This is a genomic window from Candidatus Poseidoniia archaeon (assembly GCA_030748895.1).
GTDB lineage: Archaea > Thermoplasmatota > Poseidoniia > MGIII > CG-Epi1 > UBA8886.
The window spans coordinates 14,830-27,019 of record JASMLC010000003.1 but is presented as its reverse complement, the minus strand read 5'-3'; the positions used below and the strand labels follow the sequence as shown (position 1 = coordinate 27,019).

13 protein-coding genes are annotated in these 12,190 nt (G+C 66.6%); 10 read left to right on the top strand and 3 right to left on the bottom strand.

Annotation, left to right across the window (positions count from 1 at the left end; translation table 11 throughout):
- Window positions 1-7: 7 nt before the first annotated feature.
- The 7 genes from rpl7ae (at window position 8) to QGG57_01645 (ending at window position 4,615) form a co-directional block, all read left to right on the top strand.
- Window positions 8-382: a 50S ribosomal protein L7Ae gene (gene rpl7ae, locus QGG57_01675; GenBank protein MDP7006889.1), complete on the top strand. Its 375-nt coding sequence runs from the start codon at window positions 8-10 to the stop codon at window positions 380-382.
- Window positions 379-588 (top strand): 30S ribosomal protein S28e, encoded by a 210-nt coding sequence (locus QGG57_01670; protein ID MDP7006888.1) that lies wholly within the window; start codon window positions 379-381, stop codon window positions 586-588. Before rpl7ae ends, QGG57_01670 begins: the two co-directional genes overlap by 4 nt.
- Window positions 589-590: 2 nt before the next feature.
- On the top strand, window positions 591-779 hold the full coding sequence (locus tag QGG57_01665; GenBank protein MDP7006887.1) for a 50S ribosomal protein L24e: 189 nt from the start codon (window positions 591-593) through the stop codon (window positions 777-779).
- Window positions 776-1,186 (top strand): nucleoside-diphosphate kinase, encoded by a 411-nt coding sequence (gene ndk / locus QGG57_01660; GenBank protein MDP7006886.1) that lies wholly within the window; start codon window positions 776-778, stop codon window positions 1,184-1,186. Before QGG57_01665 ends, ndk begins: the two co-directional genes overlap by 4 nt.
- A 29-nt stretch (window positions 1,187-1,215) precedes the next feature.
- A complete protein-coding gene (gene purQ, locus QGG57_01655; protein ID MDP7006885.1) occupies window positions 1,216-2,034 on the top strand; it encodes a phosphoribosylformylglycinamidine synthase subunit PurQ in 819 nt (272 codons plus the stop codon).
- 5 nt (window positions 2,035-2,039) lie between these two features.
- Window positions 2,040-2,816 carry an inositol monophosphatase family protein gene (locus tag QGG57_01650; protein ID MDP7006884.1) on the top strand — a complete coding sequence of 259 codons (777 nt, stop codon included), beginning with the start codon at window positions 2,040-2,042 and terminating at the stop codon, window positions 2,814-2,816.
- A 455-nt stretch (window positions 2,817-3,271) separates the two neighbouring features.
- Window positions 3,272-4,615 (top strand): class II fumarate hydratase, encoded by a 1,344-nt coding sequence (locus QGG57_01645; protein ID MDP7006883.1) that lies wholly within the window; start codon window positions 3,272-3,274, stop codon window positions 4,613-4,615.
- Here the strand turns inward: QGG57_01645 and acs are convergent.
- A complete protein-coding gene (gene acs / locus QGG57_01640; GenBank protein MDP7006882.1) occupies window positions 4,612-6,543 on the bottom strand; it encodes an acetate--CoA ligase in 1,932 nt (643 codons plus the stop codon). The two genes, QGG57_01645 and acs, sit on opposite strands and share 4 nt — an antisense overlap.
- Between acs and QGG57_01635 the strand changes: the two genes are divergently transcribed.
- From QGG57_01635 to QGG57_01625, 3 genes are all read left to right on the top strand, one after another.
- Window positions 6,513-7,628, top strand: coding sequence for an NMD3-related protein (locus QGG57_01635; GenBank protein MDP7006881.1), 1,116 nt, complete (start codon window positions 6,513-6,515; stop codon window positions 7,626-7,628). The two genes, acs and QGG57_01635, sit on opposite strands and share 31 nt — an antisense overlap.
- A gap of 79 nt (window positions 7,629-7,707) precedes the next feature.
- Window positions 7,708-10,089: a hypothetical protein gene (locus QGG57_01630; GenBank protein MDP7006880.1), complete on the top strand. Its 2,382-nt coding sequence runs from the start codon at window positions 7,708-7,710 to the stop codon at window positions 10,087-10,089.
- A 64-nt stretch (window positions 10,090-10,153) separates the two neighbouring features.
- Complete coding sequence (locus tag QGG57_01625; GenBank protein ID MDP7006879.1) at window positions 10,154-10,561, top strand: winged helix-turn-helix transcriptional regulator; 408 nt, start codon at window positions 10,154-10,156, stop codon at window positions 10,559-10,561.
- A 1-nt stretch (window position 10,562) separates the two neighbouring features.
- Here the strand turns inward: QGG57_01625 and purF are convergent, their stop codons facing one another.
- Together purF and QGG57_01615 are read right to left on the bottom strand one after the other, a co-directional pair.
- The gene (purF, locus tag QGG57_01620; protein ID MDP7006878.1) at window positions 10,563-11,966 is read right to left on the bottom strand and encodes an amidophosphoribosyltransferase; all 1,404 of its coding nucleotides are present in this window, start codon (window positions 11,964-11,966) and stop codon (window positions 10,563-10,565) included.
- Complete coding sequence (locus tag QGG57_01615) at window positions 11,966-12,130, bottom strand: 50S ribosomal protein L37e (GenBank protein ID MDP7006877.1); 165 nt, start codon at window positions 12,128-12,130, stop codon at window positions 11,966-11,968. The genes purF and QGG57_01615 overlap by 1 nt, the downstream gene beginning before the upstream one ends.
- Window positions 12,131-12,190: the final 60 nt, after the last annotated feature.

The following is a 12,190-nucleotide window of genomic DNA, read 5'->3' as shown; positions in this document are numbered from 1 at the left end:
AGGAAATATGGCAAACCCGATTTACGTAACGTATGAGGCTCCCAAGGAGTTGAGCGAGAAGGCGTATCTGGCCGTCGAGGCCGCACGCGACACCGGCAAGGTCCACAAGGGCGCCAATGAAGTCACGAAGCGCGTCGAGCGCAGCCAGGCCAAGCTGGTCGTGATGGCGCTCGACATCAGCCCGCCCGAAATCATGGCGCACATGCCGATGCTCTGCGCTGAGAAGCAGATACCCTACACCTACGTCCCCTCCCGCGAGGAGCTGGGCAAGGCGTCCGGCCTCAAGGTTCCGACCGCTGCGGTAGCGATTTCCGATGTCGGCAAGAAGAAGGCGTCGCTGACCGAAGTCACGAAGGCGATTAGCGAAGCGCAGAAGGCATGATAGAGGGCGTTCCGGCGCAGGTTGTCGAGGTGCTGGGCCGCACCGGCATGCGTGGCGAGGCGAGTTCCGTCAAGGTGCGCGTGCTCGACGGCGATGACCGCGGCCGCATTATCCGGCGCAACGTGCTGGGACCGATCGAGGTCGGTGACATGCTGCTGCTGATGGACTCATCGCGAGAAGCGAAGGCGCTGGACCGCAAGAGGTAATCATGGCTGAGCTGCGAAACTGTTCTTTCTGCGATAAGCGCATACTGCCCGGAACGGGAATGATCTACGTCCGCAAGACCGGCCAGACCTTCGATTTCTGCAGCTCCAAGTGCCGCCGGAACCTGATTGAGCTGAAGCGGGTTCCGGGGCGCACCGAGTGGACCGGGAAGGCCCGCAAGGCGAAGAAATGAGCGAGCGGACCTACGTGATGCTCAAGCCGGACGCGGTGCGACGCGGCTTTGCCGGGCGCATCCTGCAACGCTTCGAGGACGCCGGCCTGCGCATGGCCGCCATGCAGCGGCTCGACGTAAGCGAGGCGCAATCGCAGGCGCTTTACGCTGAACACGAGGGCAAGCCGTTCTACGACAGCTTGCTCACCTACATCCACTCCGGGCCGGTCGTCGCGACCGTTTGGGAAGGGACCGGCGCGGTCGCGCTGGCGCGCAAGCTGATTGGCGCAACCGACCCCGCGCAGGCGGCGCCGGGGACCATCCGCGGCGATTTCGGGTTGGTTATGGACGAGAACGTAGTCCACGGCTCCGACTCGGTGCAGAGCGCGGAGCGCGAAATCCCGATTTTCTTTCCCGGGCTGGACTAGCTTTTTACGGCTGCCACCATCGGCCGCCGATGACTTCCCCGCAGGAGCTCAACGTCGCGGTGCTGCGCATCGAGGGCACCAACTGCGAAGACGAGGCGGCGGCGGCATTCAGCCAGCTCGGCTGCAACGCCGAACAGGTACACCTGAAGCAGCTGCTGGGCGAGGCGCAGCCGCACCGGAAACTGGCAGACTATGACGCGCTTTTCCTGCCGGGCGGATTCTCCGCCGGGGACTACGTCCGCGCCGGCGCAATCTTCGCCGCGCGGCTGCGGGCGGGCTTGCGCGATTCACTCGATGAGTATATAAATTCCGGCGCCCCGGTCCTGGGGGTCTGCAACGGCTTCCAGATACTGGTCGAGACCGGCGCGCTGCCGGGCACCCTGAACGGCCTGAGCGAAGGCCCGGAGGCGGTGTTGCACACCAACGACTCAAACCGTTTCGAAGCCCGCACGGTGATGCTGAAGGTTGAGGGCAACGGCGGCTCTCCCTTCACTTCACGCTACGCGCGCGGGCAGGTTATCGCGGTCCCCAACGCGCACGCCGAGGGGAAGCTGCAGCTGCCCGACGAGCGGCTCGCGGCGCTGGAGACGTCGGGGCAAGTGGCGTTCCGTTACTGTGACCCGGAAGGCAGCACCGGCGCCGGCTACCCCTGGAATCCCAATGGCGCGCCGGGCGATATCGCCGGCATCACCAACCCGCGTGGCAACGTGCTGGGAATGATGCCGCACCCCGAGCGGGTGTTCCACGGCTGGCAGCACTCTGACTGGGCCAGCAACGGCCGTGACCCCGACGGGCCGGGCGACGGGCGGCCGCTCTTTCAGGGCATAGTCGAGCACCTGTGCCGCTGAGCGACATGGAGGTTGCCGCCGCCGCCGCGCAAGCCGGCGCGGAGGCCATCCGCGCCGGCTTCGGCCGCCCGCAGCAGGTCGAGATGAAGGGGCCGGTCGACCTTGTGACGGAGACCGACCGCGCTGCCGAGGCGGTGATGGTGGCGCTGCTCGAGCGCGAGCGGCCGCAGGATGGCATCCATGCCGAGGAGGGTACGCAGCGCGATGGCCGTGCGGGTGACCGCACCTGGGTCGTCGACCCGATTGACGGGACGACCAACTTTGCGCACGCGGTTCCGCACTGCTGTAGCACGCTGGCGCTGCTGGAGGGCGGTGAAGTCACCGCCGGCGCAATTGCGAATCCCTTCACCGACGAGCTTTGCATTGCTGCTCGCGGGGAGGGCGCCTGGCTCGAGTCGGGCGGCAAGCGACGCCGGCTGGCGGTAACAGCGAACGCGGAATTCGTGAACGGGCTCTTTGCGACCGGCTTTCCCTACGACCGTGACGGAGCCGATTACCGGCTGGTTAGCTCGGTGTGGGACAAGCTCTGCCGCGTTTCCCGTGCAACGCGACGTACCGGCTCCGCCGCGCTCGATATCGCCTACGTTGGTGCGGGCAGGTATGACGGCTACGTAGTATCGGGCGCGAAAGTGTGGGACATCGCGGCCGGAATCATACTAGTCACGGAGGCGGGCGGCCGCGTCAGCGACCTGACGGGCGAGCCGTGGACGCCCGACAGCGTGGGGTGCGTCGCGAGCAATGGCGTGCTGCACGACGCGCTGCTGGCGCTGGTTTCGGAATAGCGGGCTGCCAGCACTCACTGCGGCGCGCGTCGGCTCAATTTGCTCGACGAGAACCATCACATTAGCCGGAATTAGTCTGACTCGTCCTATTTCTGTATGCATATTGCATAATAATACATATTGCATACATTTTTATACGGTGCTGCCCAGTGTGGCTCATGCCCGACTACACGTCGATACGCGTCACGAAAGAGGTGCACCAGCAGTTGCAGGGCTATGCCGAGTCGTGCTACGACGGCCTTTCGCTCACGGCTGCGCTGGGCCAGCTGCTCGCCGACCTGGGCGAGGGGCACGTCCGGTTTCCGGAATACGGGCTGTTCCAGTGTCCGGCCCACCGCCGCGAGCGGCTGCGCGCCGTAGTCGGCGCGCAGCCGGCGACCGGAGCCGTGCCGGATGTTGCCGCAGGCGCGGGGGCGCTGCCGGCCGACCCCTACACGCGCGTCGAGCAGGACACGATGGGCGAGATGGAGGTACCGGCCGACGCCCTGTGGGGGGCTTCGACGCAACGCGCGGTGCTGAACTTCCCGGTCAGTGGCCTGCGCATGGGCCGCAGCTTCATCCGCGCGCTGGGCTGCATCAAGGTCGCCGCCGCGCGCGCCAACCGGCAGCTGGGGCTGCTCGACAGCGGGATTGCGGAAGCGGTCGAGCAGGTGGCGCTGGCCGTGGCTGAGGGGGAGCACGACGCGCATTTCCCGGTCGACGTTTTCCAGACCGGGTCGGGGACGTCGAGCAACATGAACGCTAACGAGGTCATCGCGCGGCTGGCGAGCGAGTCGCTCGGCAGCAAGGTGCACCCCAACGATCACGTTAATCTGGGGCAGAGTTCCAACGATGTCGTCCCGACCGCGCTGCACGTCGCTGCGCTCCTTGAGCTGCACGGCCAGTTGCTGCCAGCGCTGCTGGCGCTGCAGGCGGCGCTCGAAGCCAAGGCGCAGGAGTTCCACGACGTCATCAAGACCGGCCGCACCCACTTGATGGACGCCACCCCCATCCGGCTGGGGCAGGAATTCCAGGGCTACGCGGGGCTCGTCGAGCGGGCGCTCGACCGACTGCTGGTGGCGCAGGATGAGCTGGCGCCGCTGGCGCTGGGCGGCACAGCGGTCGGCACCGGCGTCAACACCCACCCCGAGTTTGCCGGGCTGGCGTGCGAAGAGCTCTCGCAACTGGTCGGAATAGATGTCCATGAAACCGACAACCACTTCCTGGCGCAGTCGTCGCTCGACGGGGTACTGGCGCTGGGCGGCGCGCTGCGCTGCCTGGCGGTGGCTTTGCAGAAGGTCGCCAATGACATCCGCTGGCTCGGCTCGGGGCCGCGCTGCGGGCTGGCCGAACTCAGGCTGCCGTCGGTGCAGCCCGGCTCGTCCATCATGCCGGGCAAGGTCAACCCCGTGATTCCCGAAGCGGTCATCCAGGCGTCCGCGCAGGCGATTGCGTGCGACACCGCGCTGCTGCACGCGGCGCAGGGCGGCTACCTCGAGCTGAACACGATGCTGCCGCTCGCCGCCCACAACCTGCTACAGGCAATCCAGCTGCTCGCCGCTTCCGCGACCATCTTCGGCGAGAAGTGCATCGCCGGGCTGGAAGCGACCGGCCGCGGTCCCGAGCTGCTCCAGTCGGGGCTGATGCTCGCCACGGCGCTCGCCCCCGCGGTCGGCTACGAGCAGGCCGCCAAGATTGCCAAGGCGGCGCACGCGTCCGGGCGCACCGTGCTGGAAGAAGCGCTGGAGCTCACCGACCTGTCCGAGCAGGAGCTGCGCGAACTGCTCGACCCGGCAGGAATGGTCGCGCCGGCGGGCTAAACCCGCCCCGCGACCAGGCTCTCAACGACTGCCGGGTCTGCCAGCGTGCTGGTATCGCCCAGGTCGCTCACGTCGCCGCTGGCGATGCTGCGCAGGATGCGGCGCATAATCTTGCCGCTGCGCGTCTTCGGCAGTCCGTCGGTGAACTGGATTTTTCCGGGCGCCGCGTGTGGCCCGATATCGGCGCGCACTTGCTTCACGATTTCCACCTGCGTCGTATCGGTGGGCGTCTGCCCGGTGCGCAGCGTCACGAAGGCGTAGATGCCCTGGCCCTTGATGTCGTGCGGATAGCCGACGACGGCCGCCTCGGCGACCGCCGGGTGGCCGCCGATGGCGCCCTCGATTTCGGCCGTGCCAAGGTTGTGGCCACTGACGATGATTACGTCGTCGACGCGGCCGGTAATCCAGTAGTAGCCGTCCTCGTCGCGGCGGCAGCCGTCGCCCGAAAAGTACTTGCCGGGGAACCGCGCGAAATAGGTTTCGAAAAATCGCTCCGCGTCGCCGTAGATGGTACGCATCTGCCCCGGCCACGACTCCGCGATGCAGAGATTGCCGGCGACGTTGTTGCCCTCGAGCAGGTTGCCGTCGTCGTCGACCAGCGCCGGCTGTACGCCGAAGAACGGTAGCGTGGCGCTGCCGGGTTTCGTGGGAGTGGCGCCCGGCAGCGGCGTAATCAGGATGCCGCCGGTCTCGGTCTGCCACCAGGTGTCGACGATGGGGCAGTGCCCTTCGCCAATGGTTTCGCGATACCAGTTCCACTCCGGCTCCTTGATGGGCTCGCCGACGGTGCCGAGCAGCCGCAGGCTCGAGCGGTCGTGCTGCTGCGGCCACGCGTCGCCCTCCTTCATCAGCGCGCGCAGCGCGGTCGGTGCGGTGTAGAATATGTTGACGCGATGCTTGGCGACCACTTGCCAGAAGCGGCCGAAGTCCGGGAAATTTGGAACGCCTTCGAACATCAGCGTCACGGCGCGGTTGGCGAGCGGCCCGTAAATAATGTAGGAGTGGCCGGTAACCCAGCCGATGTCGGCGGTGCACCAGTAGACGTCGCCCGGGCGGTAGTCGAAGATGTAGTGGTGTGTCGTCGCGACGTAGACGAGATAGCCGCCGGTGGTGTGCAGCACCCCCTTCGGCTTACCAGTGCTGCCGGAAGTATAGAGAATGAACAGCGGGGCCTCGGCGTCCATCTCCGCTGGCGGGCACTCGGCGCCGGCGGCGCCGAGTGCGTCGTGCCACCAGACGTCGCGCCCCGACTCCATGACGACTGTGCCGCCGGTGCGCCGCACCACCAGCATGTGCTCGACGCTCGGCGTCTGCGCAATCGCCGTGTCGGCGTTTGCCTTCATCGAGATATCGGCCTTGGAACCGCGCACGCCGGTGTCCTGCGTGATAATCAGCTTGCACTCGGAATCGTTGATGCGCGAGACCAGGCTGTCGGCCGAGAACGCGCCGAAGACGATGGAATGCACCGCACCAATCCGCGTGCACGCCAGCATCGCAATCGCCAGTTCCGGGACCATCTGCAGGTAGATGCAGACGCGGTCGCCCTTGCCGACGCCGAGCGCCTTCAGCGCATTGGCGGCCTTCTGCACTTCGGTGTGCAGTTCCGCGTAGGTGAAGCTTTGGCTCTCGTCGGGGTCGTTGCCCTCCCAGATGATGGCGATCGCGTCGCCGTGCCCCGCCTCGACGTGGCGGTCGACGCAGTTGTAGCAGGCGTTGAGCTTCCCGCCCTCGAACCATGCGATTCTGGCCGTGCGGTAGTCGCAGTCGCGTACGCGGTCCCACTTGCGCGACCAGCTGATGCGCTCCGCTTCCCCGGCCCAGAATCCTTCGGGGTCGGCGACCGAGCGGTCGTAGAGCTGCTGATATTCCGCAAGGCTCGAAATGTGTGCCTGTTCCGATGCTGCCTTCGACGGGGGGAATACTTGCACCATTGCTCTCACCGCGAAGCAGCGCAGCTTCGCGCTGCTTAAGAAGCGTGCGTCGCGCAAATAGCATAACCGGCCGTCGCTGCCGCGCCGTGCAGCAATGCCTGAAATGCGGCGCTCCGCCGCCGCTCGCGCGCAGCGTGTGCCATGCCTGCTTCAGCGCCGCCCATAGCCCGGCCGAGTTCCCGCAGGCGGTGCAGGCCATCTGCTGCCGCCACTGCGCGGCGCGCGAAGTGCCGGGCGGCTGGGAGCTGCACGACTCGCCGGCGGACGCGGCTGGCGCGGCGCTGCGCGGGGCGCTGGCGTGGGCGGATGGCCTGACGGGGAACCAGCTTGACTTCGAGCTGCGCGAGCTCGACCCGCACCGCTTCCGCGCCGACGGCAGCGCGAGCGGCAGTCTCGACGGCGTCGCGCTCGAGCAGCGCTTCGAGCGCGATATCCTGCTCGAGTTCCGCGCCTGCACCAGCTGCTCGCGGCAGGCGGGCGGCTACTACGAGGCGACGCTCCAGCTGCGGACCCCCCGCGAGGCGGTGCTCGCGGCGGCGGTTACGCGCGTCAATGCCGCGCTGGAGGAAGGCGCGCCGCAATTCTTTGCGACCGAGGACGGGCCGGTGCGCGGTGGCTACGACTTCCAGCTTTCGTCGACCGACCGCGCGCGGGCGCTAGCGCGGGCGCTGCTGCTGGTGATGGGCGGCGAAGTCAAGGAGACGTCGTCGCTGGTCGGCCGCCGCGAGGGGCGCGACGTGCTACGGCACACCTTCGGCGTGCGGCTGCCGCCGGTGCTGGCGGACGACGTCGTGCTCCACGATAGCGCAGCGTGGCGCGTCGCCGCCATCGAGCAGCGACGCGCCCGCCTTCGCTGCGCGTCGGAAACGCGGCCGGACTGGAAGCCGAAGCTCTCCGGGCTGGAGGCGGCGCGCCGGCTGGGCGAGGAGCGCGAGGTGCAGGTGGTGAGCCGGCGCGGACGCGAACTGCAGCTGCTCGACCCATTCACGCTGCGCACGGTCGAGGCGCGCGCGCCCGATGCGTGGGGCGGCAACGTGAGCGCGGTGCGCGACGGTGGCGACACCTGGTTTTTGTGGGAATAGGCGACGCAACAGGCGACACGCAAAATTCTGTACCAGCCCCCTAATATAGCTTGTAGGGCTTGAAACGGTGGTGAAAACCATGAATTCCCGCTACGCACAGGGCTCCAGCATCCTGCTGGCGCTGATGCTTGCCGTCGGCCTGCTCCCCGCAGTGCTCGGTGGTGAAGGCAGCTCGGACAACGGCTACCTGGAAATCCGGGTCGAGAGCGACTTCGACGACCAGTGGGGCGACCTCTACATTGGCGACGACTTCATCGACGAATACTGGGTCGAGGCGTCCGACGAGGCGTACTTGCTCGACACGCTCGAGCTGTACGCGGGCGACTATGTCGTCACGCTTGAGCTGGAGAACGACGCCAGCTGCCAGGAGGAGGCGACGGTCATGGCCAACCACACCAGCGAGGTGCTGCTGGTGCCCGTGCTGGAGAACCGCGCACCAACGCTCCACGAGCCGTGGGTAACACCGCAGGAAGGCAGCTCGGAGACCGAATTCACTTTCAAGGTCTACTACCGTGACGCCGACAACGACGCGCCGGAGTATGTCAAGCTGCGGCTGGACAGCGCCTACAACGAATACCACATGGAGCAGTCTGGCGATTCGGACGACTACGTCGAGGGTGTCTGGTACGTGCGCACCCTCTCCGAGCTGGAGGAGGGCGAGCATTCCTACCAGTACATCGCCAGCGACGGCGACGCGATGGCCGAGACCGAGTGGCAGGAAGGCCCCTGGGTCGATAACGGCGACGACGGCTATGGCTCGCTCGAAGTGTGGGTCGAAAGCAGCTTCGAGGACCAGTGGGGCTGGCTCAAGCTGGATGGCGAAGTAGTCGGAGAATACGAGGTAGAGCAGACCGAGCATGCCTACCTGCTCGATACAATTTACGAAATCGAGGCGGGCGGCCACTCGGTCAAGCTCATCCTCGAGAACGACGCCTGGAGCGAGAAGGAGGTCGAAATCCACGACGGCGAGACCAGCGAGGTGTTGCTCACGCCCGAGCAGGATGACGACGACTACGGCTGGCTAAAGGTCTGGAGTATCAACGACTTCGACGGGCAGTGGGGTGCGCTCTACATCAGCGATGACCTGCTCGGCGAATACGAGGTCCCGCACGGCGACCACCTGCTCGATGAGTTTGAGCTCGAGGAAGGCTGGTACTACATCGGCCTCTCGCTGGAGAACGAGGCATGGGACGGTGACGAAATATACGTCGAGGCGGGCGAAACGACTGGCGTCGAGCTGCGTCCCGAGCACGACGAGGAAGAGCACGGCGACCCGTGGTTCCGAATGGTCGAGCTTTACGTGCTCGACACCGACGAGGACGGCAAGGACGACACCGCGCGCATCTGGTTCAACGGTGATACGGAACATGAGGCGCTGGATGTGTGGGTGATGCTGCGCGTATGGCAGGGTGACCACAAGGTTGGCCACATATTCGAGGAATTCGTGCTCTACGGCGAATCGGGGGAAGACACCCACTACTTTGACTGGTCGCCCGAGGAAGCGGGCCACTATGCTCTTGACCTGCTAATCGGCCCCGAAGAGGGCGATGATGGCGGCGATGGCGGCGATGGTGGAGATGGTGGAGATGGTGGAGATGGCGGAGATGGTGGCGACGGTGGCGATGGCGACCGTTCGGGTGACCGTGAAGCGACCGACTGGTGGGAGCACGAGGCAGTCGCGCTCTACCCGCGCGGTGGCGGCGAGAACCACGCGCCGGAGCTCCGCGACGGCATGGTCGAGCCGGAATCGGGCAGTCCCGAAACCGAGTTCACCTTCAGCGTAATCTACAGCGACGCCGACGGCGATGCACCGCATTACGTCAAGCTGCGACTCGATGACGCCAAGCACGTCATGTCGCGCGACTCCGACGGCGACGGCGGCTTCGGCGAGGGCGTGCGCTACGCCGTCGCGGTGGATGGCCTGGCGGTGGGCAGCCACGAATACAGCTTCCTCGCCAGCGACGGCAAGCAGGCGGTCGATACCGACTGGCGTGACGGCCCCGTAGTTTACTCCGGCGCATACGGCGTCGCGGTCTCGATGGAACCGCTGGTGCGCGCAGTCGCGCCGGGCGAAAACGCCAGCTTCAGCGTGACGGTGCTCAACACCGGCGGGCAGGAAGATACCTTCGACCTGCTGGCGCAGATGGTCTACACCAATTCCAGCGCCGACGGATGGTCGGTGACGCTCTCCGAGGATTCAGTGACGCTCGGCGCGGGCGACTTCACGACCGTAACTGCGACCGTAACTGTCCCGGCCGACGCGGCCGAGAAGGACACGCTCGTGTTCTCGGTAAGTGCCGCCTCGCGCGGCGACAGCACGGTCGCAGGCCAGGCAGTGGCATCGGTCATCGCGACCGAGGATGGCGGCAGCTTCCTGCCCGGGCCGAGCGCGGCGATGGTCATCGCCACACTGGGCGGAACGGGGGTGGTCGCCTCCTTTCGCCGCCGTCTACGCGACTGACAGAGGTCGGTCATGGCTCTGGCTGCTCTGCCTTCCGCTCTACGTCAGGCTCCGCAAGGACGAAGTGCTGGACCAGTTCGTGCGCGGGCAGATTTACGGCTACGTGCGCGCTAACCCGGGCGACTGCTACTCATCCATTCGCGACAACCTCGAGCTCTCGAACGGCGTCGTGACCTACCATCTCGATATCCTCGAGACCGAAGGATTCCTTCGCACCGAAATCGAAGGGACGCACAAGCGCTTCTTCCCGGTCGGCGTCAAGGTGGAGCCGGGGCCGCTGCTGCACCGGCTCCAGCAGCAAATCCTGGCGCTGCTGACCGACCGCAGCGGGCTGAGTCAGAAGGAGATTGCCGAGAACCTGGAGGTAAGCCGGCAGCTGGCCAGTTACCACCTCGGGGAACTGGAGCGACGCGGAGAACTGGAGTCGCGTTTCTGGGGTCGCTTCAAGCGCTACTATCTGGTCGCGCTCTAACCTACGCCTCGAACTCTTCCAGTGTTGCCTGTCCGCGTATCCGCTCACCCGGGATCGGGACCGGGTATTCCTCGCTGATGCAGCCGAGGCAGAGCTCGTCGTGCGGCTTGCCGACTGCACGCACCAGCCCGTCGATAGATATATAAGCGACAGAGTCGGCGCCGACGTCGCGCGTGATTTCGGCCGCGCTCTTGCCGGGGGCGATGAATTCCTCGCGGCTGGGCATGTCGATGCCGAGGTAGCAGGGGGCAATTATTGGCGGGCAGCCGACCCGCAGGTGCACCTCGCGCGCGCCCGCCTCGCGGACGCGCGCAACGATGCGGCGCGAAGTGTTGCCGCGCACGATGGAGTCGTCGATGAGTACCACTCGCTGCCCCTCGAGGAACTCGCGCATCGGGTTCAGCTTCTCGTTGATGGTCGCCTTGCGCTGCGCGTCATGCGGCTGGATGAACGAGCGCCAGACGTAGCGGTTCTTGATGAGCCCCTCGCGGTACGGAATTCCAGCCGCCTCGGCGAAGCCCAGTGCGTGCGCGATGCCGGAGTCGGGCACCGGCACCACGACGTCGGCCTCGACCGGGTGCTCGCGCCAGAGCTGGCGCCCCAGTTCCTGTCGCACGGAGTAGGCCAGCGTCCCGTCCATGCGCGAGTCGGGTCGCGCGAAGTAGACGTATTCGAACATGCAGAACGCCCGCTCGCCCCCGGCGGGGGGCGGATGCGAAACGACGCTGTCGGGCGTCAGCTGGACAATCTCGCCCGGCGTAATGTCGCGCACGAAAGTGGCGCCCATCGCGTCGAGTGCGACGCTCTCGGAGGCGACGACATGGCCGTCGGGCAGCTCGCCGAGGCAGAGCGGCTTGATGCCGAGCGGGTCGCGGAAGGCGAAGAGCTCGTCGTTGTGCAGCAACGTAATCGAATAGCTGCCGACCATGCGCCCCATAGCCTCGCGGATGGCGCCGACCATCGAGCCGGCGTGCGGCAGCCGGTGCGCGATGAGCCGCACGATGATTTCCGAGTCGGTGTCGGACATGAAGGCGGAGCCCTCGGCTTCCCACTGCTCGCGCAGCTCCTGCTGGTTGGAGATGGTGCCGTTGTGCGCCAGGCTCAGCTCGCCGGTCGCGAAGCTGGCGGTAATCGGCTGCGCGTTACGCAGCGAGGAGCCGCCGGCGGTCGAGTAGCGCACGTGGCCGATGCCGGTCGCGGCGTCGTGGAAGCGCGTCTCGAAGTTGGTGAGCGCTTCCGACACCAGCCCCATCCCGCGCCGCGTCAGGTGCTCGCCGTCGAAGAGCGCGACGCCGGCTGATTCCTGCCCGCGGTGCTGCAACGCCCGGAGGCCGACGAGCAGGTTGTGGAGTACCGGCGTCGCGGTGGTGATGCCGACGACGCCGCACGCCTCCCGGAGGGGCATCAGTGCGACTTGGCCCAGCTGTAGCTGCGCTGGCGCGCGGAGGCGCCGAAGCCGCAGGCGGCGCAGCGCTTCTTGCGAACGTGGTAAGCGTGACGACCGCAGCGCCGGCAGATGATGTGGGTCTTCTTCTGCCGCTTTCCGAATGATGCCGTGCCTTTGGTCATGGTGTTTCACCAGATTCCGCAGTCCACGGACCGCGGGGAGACGGCGGACTTGGGTGGCAT